Raw genomic sequence first — 20,773 nt, 5'->3', positions numbered from 1 at the left:
CTTTCCAAAAAGAGAATTAATATAACATATGATCACTTGCTCATATAATATGATTAAACCATTGGAGTGTCAATGCAAACAGCCCATAGAGCGTCTCTTTTTTTTATTATCCGTAAAAGTTCCGCTTTAACTCCCCGTTTGATATAATGAAACCACCTTAGAGAAACCGGAGTGATGAAGAATGACCGATGAAACATTCTATTCTTCGGCAGTGCGGCCTGCTTCCGGTGACGGGCGGTTGGAGACGGCCGAATTGATGGACGAGGACTCCGGGGAAGGATCGACAGCCAATCTGGATGCGGTGCGGGCATCGATGCTTGACGAGAATTCCGCCGGCCAGCTGGCCGATTGGATGAAGGCCTTTTCGGATCCTACTCGAGTGCGGCTGGTAGGAGCTCTGCTTCATGCCGAATTATGCGTGCATGACTTGACCGTGCTGCTGGACATGAACCAGTCGGCTGTATCCCATCAGCTTCGATATTTGCGCAATATGCGCATCGTCAAACGCCGCAAGGCAGGCAAAACCGTGTTTTACTCCTTGGACGACGACCATGTGGAGCAAATCTTCACGCAGACGCTGCAGCATATCCGGCATTCCTAGCCTTAGGATTGCCGATTTTTCTTGCCTCAAAAATGGCGTGAAATACATATTTTACGCAACTTCGATTTTAAAGCGATAAATGAATTCAAAGCGGGAGGTTGGAGGACTTGTACGCAACGAATCATGAGCTTCAGGACACCTATGGAACGGAGCTCGAGCTGTTCGGCATCTGGATGAAAAACCAGGGCATGACGTCTTCGACCGAAAGAGCCTACAAAGCCGATGTCGGCCAATTTCTCTCGATGATGCATCCCGCTCCGCTGGAGCAGTCCACCAAGCTCGACATCATGCGTTATTTGTCCCGCACGAGAGAAGCGGGGGCAGGAGATGAAGCGCGCAACCGGAAGCTGTCCTCGCTGAGAGCCTTTTACAAGGCGCTCAACGAGATGGAGCAGCTGAATGTGAATCCGGCCGCGCTTACAGCCAAATCCAGGCAGCAGAAAAACCGCATCCCGGTCTATCTGGAGGAGGAGCAGCTGCAGCTGCTGTTCGAGCATGTCGAAGGCAGGCATCGCGAGCGCAATCTTTCGATCTTGCTGCTGATGTCCTATGCCGGACTTCGGGTCGGAGAGATCCACAGGCTCAACCGACACGACCTGACGTCCGAAGGCATGCTGTCCGTGCTGGGCAAAGGGCGCAAATGGCGTTATCTGCCGCTGCCGTCATCGCTCGCGCGGCTCCTGCTCCAAATGATGGAAACCTCCGAGCTCAAGATGAAGCAAGGAAAGGAGCAGCCGATGTTCGTGTCTCAGCTGGGCAGGCGCCTGTCGATCCGGATGATTCAGAACATGGCGGATTCCACGCTCTCCCGGCTGCAGGCCAGCTTGCCGGAGCTGTCGATGAAAAAGCTGTCGAGCCATAAGCTGAGGCATAGCTTCGCCACGATGCAGATCCGCAGCGGCACGGATATCCGGACGCTGCAGGAGCTGCTCGGGCACGCCAGCATCGAGACGACTCAAATCTATACGCATATCGACAACAAGCAGCTGCGAGAGGCGATGGATTCCGTTGCCGGCAAAATACCGACATGGGTGAAGCGTGGATAGCCGCTTGTATGTTTCAGCAGAGATTGCCTGCCGACCGCAGCTTCCGCCTTTGGCCGAAGCTGCGGTTCTTTTTTTTTGGCTCGGCAACGGGAAGGCATTAGCCGCCAGCAAGGAGAGGATCTGCTGCCGAATATCCATGGATGAAACTGGATACTCTAAGCGTTACTTGCTGCATAGGAGGCGAAAACTACATGTACTCGCGGACGCAGGTCATTTTCCTTCTCCTGTTATCGCTCGGCATATCGAATCATGTTCTTATCCTGCCGCAGCTGCTGAAGACTTCCGGAAGGGATTCCTGGATCAGCGTCCTGGTCGCATATGTATTTCTGCTTGCATGGGGCCTGTTCTTTGTGCGGATATCGAAATCCATCGGCAAGGAGAAGCTGTACGGCTGGCTGAAATCGCGGATGGGCGTCTGGATCGCCGTTCCGCTTATCGCGGTTATGGCATTGAACTATTTTCTCGCGGGGTATATTGCCCTCTTCGATATGATCGAGGTCGTGACGATTTTTTTCCTGCCTTTTACGCCCATCTGGATTGTTACCGTCTTGTTCATGCTGTTCGCCCTGGGCGCCTCTTACAAAGGAGGAAGCACGCTGTTTCAAATGTCGGCCCTGCTTCTGCCGATCATCTGGCTTCTGGGGCATTTCGTATCGGCGTTTACATTCTACGCCAAGGACTACGGTTATTTGATGCCCGTCCTGGCCAACGGAGCCGGTCCTGTGCTCAAGGGAAGCATGATCGTCGTCGGCGGTACGACGGATCTGCTGCTGCTGCTTCTGCTTCAGCACAAGCTCAAAAAGCCTCTCAACTATACCAGCCTCGTCATCCTGATCACGCTGTTATGCGGACTGGTCATTGGACCCGTAACGGGCAGCCTCGCTTCGTTCGGACCGTCGGTGGCCGGCAGCTTGCGCTTTCCCGCCTTCGAGCAATGGAGGCTGCTCATTGTCGGCAAGCGGATTTCCCATGTCGATTTCCTGGCCATCCTGCAGTTGATGGCCGGCTCTCTCGTGCGGGTCGCTCTGATGCTGTTCCTGCTGACGGATATTCTCGAGACGAAATCGATCCGATTCCGTCAGTGGTGGACAACGGGAATAGCGCTCGCCCTGGTCGTCATGATCCTGCTGCCGATCAGCGACATCACAATGCAGCAATTCATGGAGTTCCTTTATTATCCGGGTCTCGTCCTGTTCGGTCTGGCTATGCTGCTGATCTTGTTCATCGCCAGCTTCATTCCGCCTGGAAGAGGGTTGAGCCGAAATGAAGGATAAGCAGGAGCCAAAACAGCCGCCGGCGATAGCGCATCTGGAGGAGCTGCTGGCGGCGGGCAAGCTGAAGGGGGAGCATCTGAAGCAAGAGCTTTCGGTCTACTCGGATCTATGCTTCGCTCCCGTTCCGGAAGGATATGCATCCAGGTTCGCTGTTTTCTACTGCGATGGAATGATCGATCATGCCGAGCTGAACGAATATATGAACCCGCTTATCGCTTGGCTCGACCAAGGGGGGAGCGAGCAGGGCGGCCCGCCGGTGTCCCCGCCCATCATCGAGGCGGATACCGCCAGCTGGATGATCGATCTGCTTTTCACCGGTTATGTCCTCTTTCATCAGGCGGGAGAGCGCAGGTTCCACGCCCTCAACATCGCGGATATTCCGAAGCGGCAGCCTGCGGAGTCCAATACGGAAATTTCCATCAAAGGACCCAAGGACGCCTTCACCGAAGAGGTGAATACGAACCTGGCCCTGATCCGCAAAAGGCTGCAGACGTCCCATCTATTCAGCGAGCAGTTCGATATCGGGTCTTTGAGCCGCACGAAGGTATACCTGGTCTATCTCGAGCATAAAGCCGATCCGGTCCTAATCGACGAAATCAGGAAGCGGCTCTCCAGCTTCGAGACGGAGAGCATCATTGGGAGCGGCCAGCTGGAGCAGTGGCTGTCGGACCGTTCTTTTTCCCTGTTTCCTCTCCTCGATTACATTGCCCGGCCCGATTTTGCTACGGAATGCCTGCTTAGAGGAAGGTTCATCGTCATCGTCAACGGGTCTCCGATGGTGCTGATCGGTCCAATCAATTTCTTCGAGGTGCTCAAGTCGCCGGAGGATGTGCATTACCCGTATCATTTCGTCATGCTTCAGAGGCTGATCCGGATGGTCGGGTTTCTGATCGCCATCTTCCTGCCCGGCTTCTGGGTCGCGATAGGTTCGGTGAACGTATCCCAAATTCCTTTCCAGCTGCTGGCGACGGTGGTCGTCTCCAGAAGCGGCATTCCGCTTCCGCTGGCGCTGGAGGCGCTTACTCTCCTGATCTTGTTCGAGCTTCTTAGGGAAGCGGGGGTCAGGCTGCCCAAAGCGGTCGGCCAAACGGTGGGCATCGTCGGCGGCATCATCATCGGCGATGCCGCCGTCCGTGCAGGACTGGCTTCGCCTACGATGCTCGTAGTCATCTCGACATCGGCAGTCGCGACGTTCGTGCTCGTCAACCAATCCCTATCCGGCACAGTGAGCGTCATCCGGCTGTTCGTCCTGTTCTTCTCCTCTTACTTGGGCGTGTACGGATTCATGCTGTCCGGCATCGGCATCCTGATCTATCTTTGCCGGCTGGATTCGTTCGGGCTCAACTATTTGGAGCCGATCGCTTCCCTGCAGTTCCGGGAATGGATGTCCGCCTTGGCCTTGAACCCGCGCCAAAGGCGCAATTATATGGCAACGATGCTGAAAAAACGGAAGAAGGGATAATCTATGCTGCGGCGCGCGCTGGGCGGAATCGCGGTCCTGCTGACGCTGACATCCTGCTCGGGAAACACGGATATCGTCGATCCTCAGGATCTCAATTACGTCACCGCGATCGGAATCGACTATGTAGACGGCAAGTACGTCGGGTATTATCAAATGCTCGATTTTGCATCCGTCGCCAAAACGGAACCCAATGCGAACGATCAAAGCCCGATGATCTGGGTCGGCCATGGCGAGGGCTCCACGCTGAACGACGCGATGTTTCAAATCTATAAAACGAGCCAATCCATGATTGTCTGGTCGCATATGACGGCTGTCATCTTCGGCGAAGGAGCTATCCGGCACGGACTCGAGCATGTATTCGACAGCTTGCCCCGCTACCATGAAATCAGGCTGACGCCATGGGTATACGGGACGAAGGACAAGATGGAGGATATTCTCATGATGAACGGATTTTTCCGGCAATCGGCGCTGAATACGATTTTGCATGAGCCCAAGTCCATCTTCATTCAGAATTCTCAGCTTGAGCCCGTGCAATTGTTCGAGTTGATGCGCAGCGCTTTCGAGCCGGGAGAGACCGCTTATATACCGGCGGTGTCCATTAATAAGACGCAGTGGAAGGATCAGAAAGGAAAAGAGGAAAAGCCGTATGTAAGCGGGGCTTACTTTATCAAGGAAAAGCGGCTGCAATCGCTCGTTCCGATCAAGCAGCTGCAGGGAATGCGCTGGCTTGCCCAAGAGTCGAACCGGATTTCGCTGCTTGTGCCTTCGGAGGACAAAACGGATGTGCAGATTATCTTTCTGGATCCGAAATCCAGCATTTCCGTCCGCCCGGGCCCGATTCCAACATTCGAGGTCGAAATCCAGACCAAAGGGTATCTATCGTCGCGGCAAGACGAGAAGTATATGTCTTTGTCCCAATTGGAGGCAGCATCCAACAGGAAAATTGAAGAAGAGGTCCGCCAGATGGTCGAGCAATCCGTTCGCACCAAGACGGACCTTCTGAATTTGGAGCATGCCATGTATAAAAAAAGCCAATCGGGCGTGGAAAGCGCTTGGGAACGATACCTCGCTGTTCGACATGAAGCCGGTTGTGGAAATCAAGGTCAATGCTCGAATCAGCCATTCCGGCGCTCTCAAAAATCCCATGATCGGAGAAGTCAGCCGGTGATAGTCTAAAACGGATAGATTGGAGAGGCGATCCTGTGAGGACCCGATCGGATCGAGGTGAAGCCGGCGCTAGCGTCCGAGAAGCTCCGACAGGAGCACCTTCCGCCCGCTTCTTGAGCTTTCCATCGCGCCGAGCACCATAGCCATGCTGAGAAGATTGTCCCGGCAGTCCGTTTCGGCGGGGCGTTCCTGCAGCAGGGAGTCGAACAATTCGTCCAGGCAGCGGTGATGCCAGGACGCGCCGCCGGCTGCAGGGGAGGTTTCGATCCGCTTCGTCGCCTTCAAGAAGGCTTGCTCCTCCTGCTGAGGGGCGAGGATGTCCGCATATGGGCTGTCCGAGCCGTTCCATATCGCCGTTCCCGCAGAGCCTGTAATCCTCCACTGAGCTTCCCACGAGGTGGGGGCGCCTTCTGCGCACCAGGAGCCCCGATAGTTAAACACGGAGCCGTCGGACATTTCGAATATGCAGACGGCAGCCGCGCTTCCCGCATACCAGGAGCCGGCGGGGTTGAATTCATGGCAATAGACGGAGATAGGATCGGCGCCGAGAATAAGCCTCGCCTGGTCGAACGTGTGGATGGCCATATCCAGAATGAGAGGGCTTTCCATGGCATCCCGGAAGCCGCCGAAGTGAGCGCCGATAAAAAAGTCCGCTCCGGCGAAACCGGGCTTGCCGATCGTTCCTTCCTTGATAAGGCTCCGCAACGCCCGTATATTGGGGTCGAAGCGTCTGTTCTGCATGACGGCATGCGATCGTCCCGTCTCATCCGATACCCGGACGAGATCGAGGCAGCCATCGAGCGATTCAGCGAGCGGCTTCTCGGAGAATACGTCGCAGCCAAGCTTCATCGCAGCTGTGCCGATCTCATGATGGCTGGCCGGGATGGTGACATCGAACACGAGATTGGCTTCGTTTTCCTTGATTGCTTCCTCAAGCGACACATACTTCCCGCAGCTCAGCCCATGCCTCTCGGCCATGCGCTCAGCGGATTCCAGACGGATGTCGACAAGTCCGACAATCTCCGCGTCCTGCCTGCCCATGGCGTATTCCACCCAAGTATTCGCCATGCCGCCGCATCCGGCGACGACAATTCGAAACATCTTCTCTTTCATTTGTATTTGCCTCCTCCAGCCTGGCCCTTCCTATCGGGCTTGTCATTCACTCTGATTGTGAGCTATAGTAAACGCTGTCAAGTGAATTATAACGCATTCCAGCCCTGTATTCTCGATCCTAAATTGCGCAAAACCACTCTTATCTTGTGCAGGTGAAGCCGATGGAGATGAACCGGGAGCATTGGGAGAACAACCCTTTGGACCGCAGCTATCCATTCAAACTGTTTTTCAACGCTTCGGGAGAAACGAAGCCTGGCCAATGCGTCCTGTTCCTGCACTGGCACGAACATTTCGAGTTCATCGTGATGCGGCGGGGACGGGCCGTATTCCATATCGGCAGTCAGGTATGCGAGGCCGAGCCGGGAACGCTGCTCGTCGTGCAGGCGGGCGATCTGCATACGGGGTTCAGCCGCGGCTCGGAGCAAGTGGAGTATGTCTCTATCGTGTTCAACGGGGCGCTGTTCAGCGATTGGGCCAAGGAAGAGGACTATGACACGCTGCTCAGCCCTTATCTGGATGGAAGAGCTTCCCTGCCTGCCTATCCGGGCCGATGCGGAGAAGAAGCGCGGCGCTTGATCGACATGGCTGTCGCGGAGTCCGGGACAGGGTTCTCCGCTTCCGGGCGGATGATCGCCAAAACCTATCTGTTTCTTGCCTTTGCATGGCTGGCTCGGACTCATTTGCCTCCGGGACAGGCGGGACGGGCAAGGGAAGCCGGATTCCGGCAGGAAAGGTTCAAGGAATTGATTCGGCACGTGGAAGACAGCGGCGCGCCCATGGGAGTCAGGGAAGCGGCCAGGATGGTGAGCGTGAGCCCGCACCATTTCTGCAAGATGTTCAAGAGGCTGACCGGAAGGACGTTCACCGATTTTGTGAACCGCTGCCGGATGCGGCAGGCGGCCAAGCTGCTCTTGGAAACCGGCTTGTCCGTCACCGAAGTCGCGGAACGCGTCGGCTGCAGCAATCCCAATTATTTTACGAGGCTGTTCAAGCAATATGTCGGCATGACGCCGTCGCAGGCGAGAAATAGAGCCTTGCCTGACAGGACGCAGGCTGGCGGCACGGATTGGTAGAACAGTCCGTAGAGTCTGTTGCGGCGATGCTTGGGCATCGGTGAGCGAAGGAACGGCATACCGGGCGATCAAGGATGCTTACTTGCATGACGGCGGCAAGTGGCGCAGTCCATGCTGACAGCGCGTTTGATGGAATAGCCGCCTCTGGCCGATGCATGCCGATGATCGGTATCAGTCCGATGGAAAACCCGCGATGTAGGCGGGTTTTTTTGTGCTTGTTTTTCCCGACCGCAGCCTCTTCAAGATGGACTCGCCGTTCATGGCCGCTTATGCGCGGCTTGCGGTCCAGACCTGCCACCGGCGGGGAGCGTCTGCATCGGCGGCATGGCGGCGCAAATTCCTTTCAAAAACAAATCCCGCCGCCAACGAACGGGCGCTTGAAAAGGTTCGCCTCGACAAGCTGAGGGAAGTCCGGATCGGCCATGACGGCACTTGGGTCGCCCATCCCGGGCTTGTCGCAGTGGCAGAGGGGGGATTCAACGAACATATGCCGGGGGCGAGCCAGCTCTTCATCCACCCGGACGGCATCGTCGGTGCCTAGCAGCTGCTTGAAGCGCCACGAGAGCCCATTACCGAAGCCGGCGTCCGCCTGAACCTGTCGGTCGGCTTGAACTATATCGAAGCCTGGCTGCGTGGAACGGGCGCCGTGCCGATCAACAGCCTCATGGAGGATGACGCTTCGGCCAAAATCTCCAGGGCGCAGCTGTGGCAATGGATCCGCCATCCAGAAGGAAATCTGGAGGACGGCAGGAAAATGAGCGCCGATCTGTACCGCAAGCTGCTGGACGAAGAGCTAGCCAAGCTGCAGGCTGCCGCTTCATTGATTTCCCGGATCGACCTTTCGGCCAGGACGCCTGCCAAGGCGTCCTTCGTCTATGTTCCGTTCCAGAAGGATGGTAGAGAACGGGTTTAACCGATTTCGGTTCTGGACGGGCCGCACACGGGCTGGTAATCTTTTGAAATAATGAGTTCGTCGAAAAGGAGAACAGCCATCATGAAACCCGTCCGATTTCTGGAAGGAAAATCCGTTTATCTGAGACCTGTGGAAGCAGGGGATGCCGACTGGTATTACGCCGGCCTGTACGACTCCGAGACACGGATGCTCACCGGCACGCAGAAGCACTATACGAGGGAACAAATCGTCGATTACCTCCATGGCAAGGAGAAGGATGCATCCTCCGTCCTTCTTCTGATCGCTCTCCGGGATACCGATGAACTGATCGGAGACATCGCGATTCAGGACATCGACCGCAACAACCGCAATGCGGGCATACGGATCGCGCTGAACGACAAGTCCCATCAGGGAAAAGGCTACGGAAGCGAGGCTTTGCGGCTCATGCTTGATTACGGATTCGGCATTCTCAATCTGCATCGCATCGAGCTGAACGTATTCGCGTTCAACGAAAGGGCGGCGCATGTCTACGAGAAGCTCGGCTTCAAGCGCGAAGGCGTACAGCGCGAGGCGCTCTATTATGGGCATGCCTATCATGACTCCATTCTCATGGCCATTCTCGAGGATGAATACAGGCAGCTGCATCGGAAATAGTCGCCATAAGCATCCCTCCATCAGGCACAAGACCGTCACGCGCGTGGCGGTTTTTTGTCTTTTGCGGCAGCGGCGATTTGGTATAATGAAAGAAAAAAACGGGGAGGGGTCGCCATGTCTGCCGTCTTATTCGTACGCGGCAATCTGTTCATGACGGAATCGGCCGCGGCCGATTCGGTCTACGTCGAGAATGGCATCATCCGGGCGATTGGAACCGCTTCCGAGCTGGAGCTTCAGCTCAGCGGGCGTCCTTACGCGAAAGTCGATTGGAACGGGGCGCAGGTGCTGCCCGGTTTGGTCGATGCCCATATGCATCTCGGGATGCATGGCATGAAGCTCGGCATGCTCGACTTTACCGAAGCGGCATCGAGGGAAGAGATGCTGCACATGATTGCCGAGCGGGCCGCCTCCACGCCGGAGGGCGAATGGATTCTCGGACTGAACTGGAACGAGAACAACTTCCCGGACGGAACGGCGCCGCATCGGAGAGAGCTGGATGAAATCACGGAGCGGCATCCCGTCTATCTCACTCGAACCTGCTTCCATGCGTTTCTCGGCAATTCGGAAGCGTTCCGCAGAGCCGGCGTTACGGCGCACACTCCCGATCCGGAATCGGGCGCCTTCGGCAGAGATGCCGGCGGTCAATTGAACGGCTGGATCTACGAGAATGCATCCGCTCCATTCGCCGCCGTCCAGCCCGCACCGGATTACGATTTCCTGAAGAGCTCGATGAGGCGGGCCAGCGAGGACGCGCTCCGGCTCGGACTTACGGCCGCCCACACCGAGGATCTCCGGCTGCTCGGCAGCGTGGAAGCGATGCTGCGCATCCAGAGCGAGCTGAGGGAGGAAGGCCTGGCTTTCCGGACCCATCAGCTGATGTTCCACGGCTTCCTGGACGAGATCCAGGAGCTTGGGATGCGGGCGGGCAGCGGCAGCGACTGGCTGCGGATCGGAGCGGTGAAGCTGTTCGCCGACGGGGSCGGTCGGCGGCCGCACGGCGCTGCTCCGGGAGCCTTATCACGACGCGCCCGCCGCGCTGGGATTGGCGATGCATACAGCGGAGGAGCTGGCAGGGATTGTCGGCAGGGCGCGGCGGCAGGGATATCCGATCGCCTTCCACGCGATCGGGGACGGAGCCGCCGAGATGATGGCGGATGTGCTGGAGGCGCATCCGCTGGCCGCGGACGCCAAGCTCCCGGACCGCTTCATCCATGCCCAGATCGTGCAGCCGGCTACGGTGGAGCGCATGAAGAGGATGAATCTGGCCGTCGATCTGCAGCCGCGGTTCGTGCCGAGCGATTTCCCTTGGGTCATGGACCGGGTCGGCCCGGAGCGGACAAGCTATCTGTACGCCTGGAAGAAATGGCTGCAGACGGGATTGCCCTGCTCCGGAGGCAGCGATGCGCCGATCGAGCCGCTGAATCCGTTCCTCGGCATCCACGCCGCCGTTACGAGGCGCAAGCCCGGCGAGCGGCATGAAGGCTATTTGCCGGAGGAGAAGCTGAGCATCTCCCAGTCCATCGGGCTGTTCACGCACGGCAGCGCGGCCGCGGCGGGGGAGTCGGACCGGAGGGGCTCGATCGGGATCGGCAAGCATGCCGACTTCACCGTCGTCGACCGCCGGATCCATGACGGCATGGATCCCGACGAGCTGCTTCATGCCAAGGCGCTGATGACGGTCGTCAACGGCATCGTCGCTTATCAAGCCTAACTTTAAATCGATAAGGGGATTGTCATGTTCAGTTATATTCTCGTGGGGGCCGTCATTCTGGCGGCGATCGGCGCTACATTGGCGGTTGGCTTTTCCAAGGAAAATCGAAATGGAAACCCTGCTTACGACCGCGCGCATGGAAAAAAATGGGCAAGGCTCAGCATGCTGTATGCCGTGACGGCCGTGCTCAGCGTCGTCGCTCTGGTCTGGTTCGTGTTCAACTAATCATTGGGGGAGGAATGCAATCATGGACTATACGTACTTGGGAAGATCGGGACTGGAGGTTTCGCGCTTCTGCCTCGGAACGATGACTTACGGCAGCTGGGATATGGATGAAAAAAGCTCTCTCGCGGTCATTGACCAGGTGCTGGATTCCGGAATCAATTTCCTGGATACAGCCGACACCTACGGCAAGGGCACCTCGGAGGAGATCATCGGCAAAGCCTTGAAGGGACGCCGGGAGAAGGTCGTCGTTGCGACCAAGTTCAAGGTGAGGACCGAGGACGGCCCCAATGGAGAAGGGGCCAGCCGCTACCGGATCATGAAGCAGGTCGAGCACAGCCTGAAAAGGCTCGGCACCGACTACATCGACCTGTATCAGATCCATCGTCCGGATCCCCATACTCCGCTGGACGAAACGCTGAGAGCGCTCGATGATCTGGTCAAGCAGGGCAAGGTTCGTTATATCGGCTGCTCCAACTTCGAGGGGTGGCGGATCGTGGAGTCGCTCTGGACCAGCGACAGGATGAACCTGGAGCGGTTCGTCTCGAATCAGCCTTCCTACAGCCTGCTGGACAGGACGATCGAGCAGGAAATACTGCCCGCCTCGGAGCGGCATGGATTGGCCACGATTGTGTATTCGCCCCTGTCCGGCGGCTGGCTGTCGGGCAAATACAGGCAGAATCAGCCTCTTCCGGCCGATTCCCGCGGCGAGCGCATGAATCTGGCTGAACCGCGCAATCAAAAGAAACTGGAAATCGTCGAGCAGCTGGCGGCACTTGCGGATCAAAAAGGCGTCAAGCTGAGCCAGCTCTCCCTGTCCTGGCTGCTGCAGCGGAAAAACGTCATTCCCGTCATCGGCGTCAAAAGCCGCGGTCAGCTCGAGGAGAACCTGGGCGCGCTGGCCGTTCAATGGACGAGCGAAGAGCTGGATGCCATCGATATGATCGTGCCGGGTCCTTTCCGGGATTATTCGCGCGACGGAAGCTTCTGGATTTCTTCCCTGTCTCTATAGATCCATGATGAGATGACAAAGAGCGGAGATGAGAGATGATCGATGGCGAAAACAAAGGCTATGGATGCTGCAGGAATAGAGGCTGAAATGGAGGCCGAGCTGTCAAGGGACGATCTGAGTACGTATTCGTCCAGGCTGAACGGATTCGTAGCCGAGTTCGAGCATGTGATCCATTCCAAGGTGAACGAGGAGTACGACAAAAATACCCGTTGGCCGGACAAGCTTGCGGACCGAATCGCCCAGTTCGGCGGAAGCTGGCGGTTCATCGTTATCTTTTTTGCCGTGCTGGCTTTATGGATCGTCATCAACAGCCTGGCGCTGACAAAGGCGATCCGCTTCGACGGACCGCCCTTCATCCTGCTCAACCTTGTGCTGTCGTTCCTGGCGGGCTTCCAGGCTCCGATCATCATGATGAGCCAGAACCGCCAAGCGGCCCGCGACAAGCGCGAGAGCATAATCGATTATGCGATCAATTACAAGGCCGAGCTGGAAATCGACGATATGCAAGGGCATCTGCATCGCCTCGAGGCGGATTTTGCAAGCTTTCGCAGCGAAACGAAGAGGGATATGGAAGAGATCAAAGCTCTGCTGCGGTCGACTGACGCCAAAGGGAAAGCCGATTGAGTGGTCGAGCCGCGAACCTAAAGGTTTGTTTGATACTTAAGGGTGTAGATCATTAATCCAATTAATTGTATGTTCCCGATGGTTGATCCGGATTGTTGATGACATTAACAAAAAAGAAAAAAGGAAAGAGAGCACCGATCCGGCGCTCTCTTTTTTGTTGCTTGCGCACAGTCGATTGAGCCGGAGTTCTGTCCGAGCTTGCTGGATGTTCTCGCCGTTTCAAGCACGGAATGAACGGCTTGCTTAGCGGATTGAGTCCATACCGGCTGCGGCATGCCCATTCCCCTGCATTCGGTTCTTCCATCAAGCAAGCATGGATATCGAGACAGCCTGTCACGGGATCGTCATTGCTCATAGCCCGAAAGGGTTATGTGCAAAATCTCCGTTTCTTTTATGATCATGGAAGGGGAGAAACGGGCTTTGCACAGAGGGGGGAGTTTCCTGGCTATCCAGTTCAACCATGATTGCCGATTAGGAAGGCTCGTCAGACGAGCAGCCGTCCTGGCCGTATGCACGGCATGCTTGCCGGGAGCATCGGGGCATGCCGATTCGGCAGCGGCTTCCCCGACAGAGATTGGAGCGGCTTCGCTTCAAAACAGGCTGGATGCAGCCAAGCCGGGAGAAGCCGTAACACTGCCGCCCGGACAGTACGCGGAAGCGATCGTCATCTCGAAAAGACTGATCGTACAAGCCGAAGGCGTGACCTTGACCGGATCGGGCGGGGATGCTCCTGTCGTGAAGCTGGCCGCGGAAGGAGCGGAGCTGCACGGAATGGCCGTTGAAAAAGATGCTGCGGGCGAAGCTCCGGCCGTACTCATATCCGCCGACAGGGTCGTCGTGGATGGGCTTCGAATCAAGTCCCGCTCTTACGGCATCCAGCTTCGCAAATCCAACGGATCCACCATCAGGGGCTCGGTCGTCGCTCCCACGGATGATCTCAAGGGAAAATCGGCTCGCCAGACCGACAAGCGAAATGGAATCGACCTTTTTCAGTCCAACGGCAATCTCATTCAGGAAAATCGGGTGACCGGCATGTTCGACGGGATCTACATGGAGAGCAGCCATGACAATGCCGTCCTAAGCAACGAGATCGACCACTCCCGGTACGGCATTCATTGCATGTATACCAACGGCACGATCATGAGGCGCAACAGCGGCGAGTTCAACGTTACCGGCATTATGGCCATGATCGTGAAGGGAGCCGAGGTGACCGACAACGTCTTTACTCGGCAGAAAGGCAGCGTCAACTCGCAAGGCATGCTGTTCTTCGATGTGCAGAATACCCGGGTCGCAGGCAACGAGCTGACGGGAAACCGCGTCGGGCTTTACATCGAGATGTCCCGGAACAACGTATGGGAGCACAATGACGTTTCGTACAACTTCGTCGGCATTCAACTGCTGGACTCTCAGAGCAATCGGCTCGAGAACAACCGCTTCGTCTCGAATGTCATCGAAACGCAAGCGGATGGCAGCAAGGACAACGAGCTGCTCCATAATTATTGGGATGCCTTTCAAGGACTGGATCCCAGCGGCGACGGGATCAGCGATATCCCGTACGTCATGAATCCTTTTTTTCAAAGGCTGACGAAAGGAATACCGGCTTATCAGATTTTTTTCCAGTCTCCGGGCATGAGGTTTCTGGAAAGTCTCTTCACTGCGGATGCAAAGCAATGGACGCAGGATCGCGAGCCCAGGATGGAGCCTGCTTTGTCATCATCCGCTTCAACCGATAGCCGGCCGAATCCATGGAGCGCAGCGGAGACGGGAATAGCCGGAGCGGCTCTGCTCGTGGCGGCACTAACGATCATTACACTAATGGGGGTCAAAAAATCATGAAAAAAATTACGCTCGTGCTGTTCGTTTCCTTATTCACCATCCTGCTGGCTGCCGGTTGCGGCAAGCAAACCTATGAGCCGGTGCCGATCGACGAGACGGTGGACAAATGCGCCATTTGCAATATGCAGATCAAGGACGATGCTTTCGCCACTCAACTGACGACAACCGAGGGCAAGACATTCAAATTCGACGATATCGGATGCATGAACGAGTGGAAGGAGAAAAACGCGGAGGCAAAGATCGGCGGCGAATACGTTCGTGATTACAATGACAAGGAATGGATTCCTTATGACCAAGCCGCTTATGTCTACGATGCCGATTTCAAGTCGCCTATGGCGTACGGGATCTACAGCTTCAAGGACAAGGCTTCAGCGGAAGCGTTCACGAAAGAACAAGGAAAAGGCCGGCTCATGACAGCCGCGGACCTGGCTTCGCATGAATGGACGCAGAATAAAGCCCAAATGGGCATGGATATGGGAGAAGGACACTCGCATGATGAAGGCGGTGAAATGGATATGGGCGCAAATGCGGGAGCGACTGCAAATATGGGCTCCGATTCCCATTAAGCGATGAATATGCTGCATATTGCGCGAAGGGAAATCAAGCTCGGCTTCCGCAACCCGTGGGCCTACTCTTTTCTAGCGCTGTTCACCCTGTTCACCCTCGTCCTGCTGCTGATTCATTCGAGCAGCTCGATATCCGGCTACACAAGCACGACCGGTTCCATGTTAAGCCTGATCTTGTATCTGCTGCCTCTCATGACGCTGCTGATCGGCTCCTTTTCCCTGACGGCGGAAAAAGAGGAAGGGAGCTGGCAGCTGCTGTCCACCTACCCTCTGCGAACATGGTCGTTCATCCTGGGCAAATATGCCGGGCTCGCCATTGTCCTGATGACGGTCGCCGCCTTTGCGTACGGCGTGAGCGGAGTAGCCGGAGCGCTTGCAGGAGGAGGCTTCCAGCTCCGGACCTTGCTGCTGTTCCTTGTATTTTCCGTCCTTCTGATTCTGCTCTTCCTGGCCGTCGCTCTCCTGATCGGGACTGCGGCCCGCAACCGCTGGCAGGCGCTCACTTACGGTGTCGCCTTCTGGTTCTTCACCGTCATCGGCTGGCCGGCGCTGCTGATCGCGGGACTTGGGTTCGTTCCCTATCTGTGGATCAAGCCGGCGTTGATCTTCCTGACGTTTCTCAATCCGGCCGAGCTGGTGCGATTATTCGTCGTGGTGAAGCTTGGCGGCGGTTCTATCCTTGGTCCCGATTATTACAAATGGGTAGACGTCATGAGCGAGCCGCTGGGAGCCATCCTTTTTGCCGCCGTATGCCTGCTCTGGATCGTGGCGGCGTCCGGAGTCTCAGCCTGGGCTTGGGAAAGGGGGCGTTCCCGTGGATGAACCTGTTCTTAGAATCGAGGGAGCCGGCAAAACGATCAAAGGCCAGACGATCCTTCGTCCTGTGTCCTTGTCTTTGCAAAGAGGTGACGTCTATGCCCTTTGCGGCGGCAACGGAGCGGGCAAAAGCACGCTGCTGCGCATGGTGATGGGCATCCTCCAGCCGACGGCCGGGCGGATCGAAGTGAACGGCCTGAGCTGGAAGGACAATCGCCGGTCTTACGCCGAACAGATGGGCTATATGCCGGACGACTATTCTTTTGCCAGAGGGCTGACGGCTTGGGAAACGCTGAGCTTCTGGGCTTCGCTGCGGGGGCTGTCCCGCGGGAGGACCGCGGAGGTCCTGGAAGAAGTCGGCTTGACGGGAGTAAGGAACAAGCAGGTCGCCTCTTTTTCCAAAGGCATGCGCCAACGGCTGCTGTTTGCCCAGGCGCTGCTGTCGCGCCCGTCCTTGCTCGTGCTGGATGAACCGACCAACGGCCTCGATCCTTACTGGATGGATGCTTTTGTGGAGCTGGTGAAGAGGGCCGCCGAGGATGGGCATGCCGTGATTTACTCGACTCATCAGCTGCCTGTAGCCGAAGCCTCCGCGAATTACGTCCTGTTCCTGCAGGAAGGATCGGCCGTCAAGCAGGGCGCTGTTTCATCCTTTTTGGAGGAGTACGGACCAGGCGGGCTGCATGCAGCGTTCAGCGATACGCGTCGCGGATAAGGAGGATTTATGAACAGAGGCCGCTTCCGTTTCGAACGAAGGCCAAAGATCTTGCTGACTTTGCTTCTTCTGGCTGCGGCTCTTCTTGCGACCGTCGCCGCGATCGCCGACAACCGGCCGCAAGGGACGGGCGCTTCGGTCAAAGAAGGCTCGGCGGCTCCGGATATCGGGGTCAAGTCACTGACCGGGGAAAGCATTCATTTATCCGACTATCGCGGCCGAGCGGTGCTCGTCCACTTTTGGGCCAGCTGGTGCGTTCCTTGCGTCACGGAGCTGCCCTTGATCAGCGAAGCAGCCCGCTCGGCTCTGACTGGAAACACGACGGCCGTCCTGGCCGTCAATGTAGGGGAAAGCCGCGGAACGATTCGTGAATTTATGGATGCCAACCATATCGACATGCCCGTATTCGTGGATATAACGGGGGAAGCGGTCAGCGCTTATCGGGCGAATGCGCTTCCGACTTCCATTCTGATCTCTCCGGAAGGAAAGATCGCCCGCATCGTCCAAGGACAATTTCAAAGTGTCGCGGACATCGAGAAATCCCTTGCTGAGGCATTATGAATACCGAAAAACCCGCTTCGATCGAAGCGGGTTTTTTTATCGTATCCATTTTCTAGCCGCAATGAATGCTTGAGATTGCTGCCCGGTGACTCCAAAGAGTCATGTTCTTTTCATCCCGCTGCTGCACAATGGGGGAACAAGGACAAAGAAGCAGGTGAAGAAGACGATGCAAACAAGAGTAAAGGTGCTTGTCGTGGATGACCACTCCATGGCGCGCGAAGGCGTTCGAGAGCTTTTAAAGGAAGATTCCGCTTTTGTCATCGTGGGAGAAGCTTCAAGCGGGAAGGAAGGCTTGGAGCTGGTCAGGCTGCTGCAGCCGGACTTGATTCTGATGGATATCCGCATGGCTGGAATGGACGGCCTGGAGACGACAAAACGGATCAAGATGGTCTACCCCTGGATCAAGATCGTGATGATGACCGTTTCGGATGATATATCCGATCTGTTCGAGGCAGTAAAAAAAGGGGCGCAGGGATACCTGCTCAAAAACCTGCAACCCGGAACCTGGCTGAGCTATCTAAGAGCGATCGTATCCGATGAAACCCCCATGTCCAAAGAGCTCGCTTCCATGGTCTTAAAGGAATTTCAAGCCTATCCTGCCGATTATTCCGCCGTGTCGCCTTTAACGAACAGGGAACGTGAAATTCTTTCCTGCGTGGCCAAAGGGCTGATCAATAAAAAGATTGCGGAGGAGCTGACGATCTCCGAGCATACCGTCAAAAATCACCTGAAGAACATCCTGGCCAAGCTTCAGCTCGCCAATCGGGTCCAGCTGACGCGGTACGCTTACGAGCAAGGTCTCATAGACCGCGACGTCCTGCCGCCGGATCGTCATCGGTTCTAGCCTGGGCATGCCGGTCACCGCTGAAGTCTCTCGATCAACCGGTACCCTTCTCCGCGAACCGTCTGGATCCATTTCGAAGATCCCGGAAGAGCTTCTTCCAGCTTGGCCCGCAGATTCATGATGTGGGTATCGATCGTCCTGGCATGAATAGATGGACTCCGCATGTTTTTTCGAAAAGCGGAAGAGCGTGTGCGGATCAAGAGCTCGTTTCTGGAAAGCACTTGATTCGGACTGTTTCTCAGGCAGGAGAGGAGCTCGTACTCCATGGGCGCCAGTACGACCGGCTTATTGTGGATCCAACAGATCAGGTGAGCCGGATCAAGCTTCAGCAAATAGGGTCGTCTCGACTTATGGAGGGGAGAAAGCACGGCAAAGGATCGGTACACAAGGGCATTCACCCGCAGGACAAGCTCCTTTTCGCTGATCGGCCAGCTGAGGCAATCATCCGCGCCATTCTCGAACGCCTGGATAGAAGACGATTTCTGCTCCTCGGCTCGGAGCAGAATAAAAGAAGCTTCCGTTTGCTTTTTAACTTCGCTGCAGATCGTGCAGCCGTCAATATCCTTAAGATTGGATTCGGCGAGGACGACATCGTAAGGCTCCTGAAGAGCTTGGAGAAGTCCGCCTGCTCCGTCCCCTTCGACGCGAACCGTCCAGTTCGCCTTCAAGCCGCTGCGCATGACTTGATTGCGGACGGAAGGCTTCTCGCTGATGACCAGAATGGTTGGCCGCTTCATGGCATCCCCCTACTTCTGTTCAGACAGCCATAGAGTGAGGTTGACGATATCGTTCTCCTCCAGCTTGGATTTGAAGCCGGGCATGCCGCCGCCTCCTTGACTGATCTGCCGGAATAGCTGCTCTTTGCTCCAGCTGCTTCCGATCGTCTTCAGGGAAGGCCCCATGCCTCCTTGGAGATTGCCTCCATGGCATGGAAGGCAGCTGGACTTGTAGATGGTTGCCGCAGCTGCCGCATCTGCGGGCGTGCTCGGAAATGCCGCGTTTTCCTGGACTGCCGTCCGCTGCGGTTCAGGCAGGCGGAACGAGAGCAAATAGACAGCCAGCACAGCCGCTAGAAGAAGGACAATCCCCATGAACCATTTCATGATTGAGTTCGCTCCTTCCATGACCTCGTTCTGAATTCTTTCTGTCCGTGATGATGCCCGCCGGCAGCAGGGGTGGAGGGGGCATCGTTTTCTTGCTTTTCAAGCTCGGTCAAATGCTTGGAGGCCTGTGCGCCGATCGCAAAGCGCTTTGCCGGCATAATCTCATATTCCGCTGATATACCGCTGAATTTCACCCTGTAAACCCCTTCCTTATCGAAAGCAGGTGAAGCCGTATAACAACCCGGAGAGGACATCACGCCCGGAACGGTGAGAGGAGGGGAGGAGCCGTCCTCCGGCCAGAATTGGAACTGGGCTTTGTAAAAGCCTTCGTACGGCTTGCCGTTTTCTTCGACCTGGATGGAAAACGTCTTGTCCATGCCCAGCTTTAGGTCAGTAGGCACGTTCATATCCACGCTAAGATGAGGAATAAAGCCGTTGGCATCTCGTCCGGACATATCGGCCGTGCAGCCGCTGAACAGGAGGGAACTCGCCGCGATCATCATTCCAGCTATGCGTTTTTTTTCTTTTCAACTGCGATTCCTCCTAGGAAGAGAGCCAGCGGCGCAGAGCCGGGATCCGAGAAATGAGTACAAGGTCGACAATCAAGATGGCCAATATGGAGAGGCCGACGAGCGGCATAAGGATGCCTAGTACAGCCATGATGGCCAGAACGCCGATCATGACGCGTTTATCCTTGGGCTTGCGGGGGGCGCCTAATGTGCCTGAAGGCTTTCGCTTGCGCCACATGACATAGGATCCGGCCGAAATAAGCACAAGGCCGAGGCATGTCACTAGTCCGATGATCTGATTGGCCAGGCCGAACAGCCTGCCTTCATGAAAAGCGATGCCCAGGGTGATCAGCTTTGCCATAACACCGAAGTCCTGGTAGCGGACATCGGTAAGGACGGCGCCGCTGTATGGGTCCACATGCAGAGTGACTTCTTTTCCCGGCTTTACATGATCGGTAGATACGCTGTATACGCCGGAGTCACCCCTCGGCATGGTTATCGTATAAGGCTTAAGGACATGTTGACGCTCCGCAATGGCGGCGATTTCGTTCATAGACAGCCTTACATAACCGCCCGAGATGGAATTCGGCACGGGCGTATTTTCGGCCGCCCATGGAATATTGTCCGCAATATCCTTGGCGACGGTAATGGATTCCGGCTGCCCCGAAAAAAGGTATGCGTAGGGAGGTGTATTGGTATTGGTGGCGTTGGCCGCCCGATCGATCTGTCCGCCAAGGACGCCTGACCAAGGGAGTCCGGTCGCAATCAGGACGAACGGATGCCGAGCACCCGCTCCAGCTCCTCCATCAGAGTCGAACGGGCTTTGGCCCTCGCGGTCCAGCTTGTTGATGAACGTGAAGATCGGGATGCCGCGTCTTCGGCAAACCATTTTCATCAGGCCGAACGGCGCATGCACGCGCTGCACGTCTTTCCAGGAGCCGTCGAGCTTGTCGAGGACCCGGAACACCTGAG

At 56.3% G+C, this 20,773-nt stretch carries 23 protein-coding genes and 1 pseudogene; 19 read left to right on the top strand and 5 right to left on the bottom strand.

What is annotated here, in order from left to right:
- The first annotated feature begins 256 nt into the window (after positions 1-256).
- From BN871_RS17935 to BN871_RS17915, 5 genes are all read left to right on the top strand, one after another.
- Complete coding sequence (locus tag BN871_RS17935) at positions 257-601, top strand: metalloregulator ArsR/SmtB family transcription factor (protein WP_048748211.1); 345 nt, start codon at positions 257-259, stop codon at positions 599-601.
- A 107-nt stretch (positions 602-708) separates the two neighbouring features.
- On the top strand, positions 709-1,647 hold the full coding sequence (locus tag BN871_RS17930; RefSeq protein WP_048748201.1) for a tyrosine-type recombinase/integrase: 939 nt from the start codon (positions 709-711) through the stop codon (positions 1,645-1,647).
- A gap of 191 nt (positions 1,648-1,838) precedes the next feature.
- On the top strand, positions 1,839-2,921 hold the full coding sequence (locus BN871_RS17925) for an endospore germination permease (RefSeq protein ID WP_048748200.1): 1,083 nt from the start codon (positions 1,839-1,841) through the stop codon (positions 2,919-2,921).
- Positions 2,911-4,383, top strand: coding sequence for a spore germination protein (locus BN871_RS17920; RefSeq protein WP_048748199.1), 1,473 nt, complete (start codon positions 2,911-2,913; stop codon positions 4,381-4,383). The genes BN871_RS17925 and BN871_RS17920 overlap by 11 nt, the downstream gene beginning before the upstream one ends.
- A gap of 3 nt (positions 4,384-4,386) precedes the next feature.
- Positions 4,387-5,559 carry a Ger(x)C family spore germination protein gene (locus BN871_RS17915; protein WP_048748198.1) on the top strand — a complete coding sequence of 391 codons (1,173 nt, stop codon included), beginning with the start codon at positions 4,387-4,389 and terminating at the stop codon, positions 5,557-5,559.
- 60 nt (positions 5,560-5,619) lie between these two features.
- Here the strand turns inward: BN871_RS17915 and BN871_RS17910 are convergent, their stop codons facing one another.
- Complete coding sequence (locus BN871_RS17910) at positions 5,620-6,663, bottom strand: Gfo/Idh/MocA family protein (RefSeq protein ID WP_048748197.1); 1,044 nt, start codon at positions 6,661-6,663, stop codon at positions 5,620-5,622.
- A gap of 161 nt (positions 6,664-6,824) precedes the next feature.
- On the opposite strand from BN871_RS17910, the gene BN871_RS17905 reads away from it, so the two are divergent.
- From BN871_RS17905 to BN871_RS17845, 14 genes and pseudogenes are all read left to right on the top strand, one after another.
- Complete coding sequence (locus BN871_RS17905) at positions 6,825-7,736, top strand: AraC family transcriptional regulator (RefSeq protein ID WP_048748196.1); 912 nt, start codon at positions 6,825-6,827, stop codon at positions 7,734-7,736.
- A 211-nt stretch (positions 7,737-7,947) separates the two neighbouring features.
- On the top strand, positions 7,948-8,277 hold the full coding sequence (locus BN871_RS29990; RefSeq protein WP_049867329.1) for a hypothetical protein: 330 nt from the start codon (positions 7,948-7,950) through the stop codon (positions 8,275-8,277).
- Positions 8,278-8,280: 3 nt separating this feature from the next.
- Entirely contained in the window at positions 8,281-8,649 is a 369-nt protein-coding gene (locus tag BN871_RS29985) for a hypothetical protein (RefSeq protein ID WP_373864514.1), read from the top strand.
- Positions 8,650-8,730: 81 nt separating this feature from the next.
- On the top strand, positions 8,731-9,282 hold the full coding sequence (locus tag BN871_RS17895; RefSeq protein ID WP_373864512.1) for a GNAT family N-acetyltransferase: 552 nt from the start codon (positions 8,731-8,733) through the stop codon (positions 9,280-9,282).
- 114 nt (positions 9,283-9,396) lie between these two features.
- A pseudogene (locus BN871_RS17890) lies at positions 9,397-10,993 on the top strand (amidohydrolase).
- A 24-nt stretch (positions 10,994-11,017) separates the two neighbouring features.
- Positions 11,018-11,218, top strand: coding sequence for a hypothetical protein (locus BN871_RS17885; RefSeq protein WP_021878199.1), 201 nt, complete (start codon positions 11,018-11,020; stop codon positions 11,216-11,218).
- A 22-nt stretch (positions 11,219-11,240) separates the two neighbouring features.
- The gene (locus BN871_RS17880) at positions 11,241-12,227 is read left to right on the top strand and encodes an aldo/keto reductase (RefSeq protein ID WP_048748194.1); all 987 of its coding nucleotides are present in this window, start codon (positions 11,241-11,243) and stop codon (positions 12,225-12,227) included.
- A 42-nt stretch (positions 12,228-12,269) separates the two neighbouring features.
- On the top strand, positions 12,270-12,851 hold the full coding sequence (locus BN871_RS17875; RefSeq protein WP_021878201.1) for a DUF1003 domain-containing protein: 582 nt from the start codon (positions 12,270-12,272) through the stop codon (positions 12,849-12,851).
- A gap of 420 nt (positions 12,852-13,271) precedes the next feature.
- Positions 13,272-14,687 carry a nitrous oxide reductase family maturation protein NosD gene (locus BN871_RS17870; protein ID WP_164762939.1) on the top strand — a complete coding sequence of 472 codons (1,416 nt, stop codon included), beginning with the start codon at positions 13,272-13,274 and terminating at the stop codon, positions 14,685-14,687.
- Positions 14,684-15,253, top strand: coding sequence for a nitrous oxide reductase accessory protein NosL (locus BN871_RS17865; RefSeq protein ID WP_048748192.1), 570 nt, complete (start codon positions 14,684-14,686; stop codon positions 15,251-15,253). The genes BN871_RS17870 and BN871_RS17865 overlap by 4 nt, the downstream gene beginning before the upstream one ends.
- Before the next feature lie 3 nt (positions 15,254-15,256).
- The gene (locus BN871_RS17860; RefSeq protein ID WP_048748191.1) at positions 15,257-16,075 is read left to right on the top strand and encodes an ABC transporter permease; all 819 of its coding nucleotides are present in this window, start codon (positions 15,257-15,259) and stop codon (positions 16,073-16,075) included.
- Complete coding sequence (locus BN871_RS17855; RefSeq protein ID WP_048748190.1) at positions 16,068-16,784, top strand: ABC transporter ATP-binding protein; 717 nt, start codon at positions 16,068-16,070, stop codon at positions 16,782-16,784. Before BN871_RS17860 ends, BN871_RS17855 begins: the two co-directional genes overlap by 8 nt.
- A gap of 51 nt (positions 16,785-16,835) precedes the next feature.
- Complete coding sequence (locus tag BN871_RS17850) at positions 16,836-17,345, top strand: TlpA disulfide reductase family protein (protein WP_198158062.1); 510 nt, start codon at positions 16,836-16,838, stop codon at positions 17,343-17,345.
- A 166-nt stretch (positions 17,346-17,511) separates the two neighbouring features.
- Positions 17,512-18,189 (top strand): response regulator transcription factor, encoded by a 678-nt coding sequence (locus BN871_RS17845; protein ID WP_048748189.1) that lies wholly within the window; start codon positions 17,512-17,514, stop codon positions 18,187-18,189.
- Positions 18,190-18,203: 14 nt separating this feature from the next.
- Here BN871_RS17845 and BN871_RS17840 read toward each other — a convergent pair whose 3' ends face one another.
- The 4 genes from BN871_RS17840 to BN871_RS17825 form a co-directional block, all read right to left on the bottom strand.
- On the bottom strand, positions 18,204-18,926 hold the full coding sequence (locus tag BN871_RS17840) for a response regulator transcription factor (RefSeq protein ID WP_048748188.1): 723 nt from the start codon (positions 18,924-18,926) through the stop codon (positions 18,204-18,206).
- 9 nt (positions 18,927-18,935) lie between these two features.
- Positions 18,936-19,292, bottom strand: a complete 357-nt coding sequence (locus BN871_RS26265; protein WP_049867335.1) for a cytochrome c — start codon at positions 19,290-19,292, stop codon at positions 18,936-18,938.
- On the bottom strand, positions 19,289-19,795 hold the full coding sequence (locus BN871_RS17830) for a hypothetical protein (protein WP_048748187.1): 507 nt from the start codon (positions 19,793-19,795) through the stop codon (positions 19,289-19,291). Before BN871_RS17830 ends, BN871_RS26265 begins: the two co-directional genes overlap by 4 nt.
- A gap of 40 nt (positions 19,796-19,835) precedes the next feature.
- The coding region (locus BN871_RS17825) for a PepSY domain-containing protein (protein ID WP_232313163.1) at positions 19,836-20,773 on the bottom strand (938 nt) is incomplete at its 5' end.

Source organism: Paenibacillus sp. P22, from assembly GCF_000469945.2.
In the GTDB taxonomy this organism is placed as follows: Bacteria; Bacillota; Bacilli; order Paenibacillales; family Paenibacillaceae; genus Paenibacillus_O; species Paenibacillus_O humicus.
This window is presented reverse-complemented; position numbering and strand designations above follow the sequence as displayed.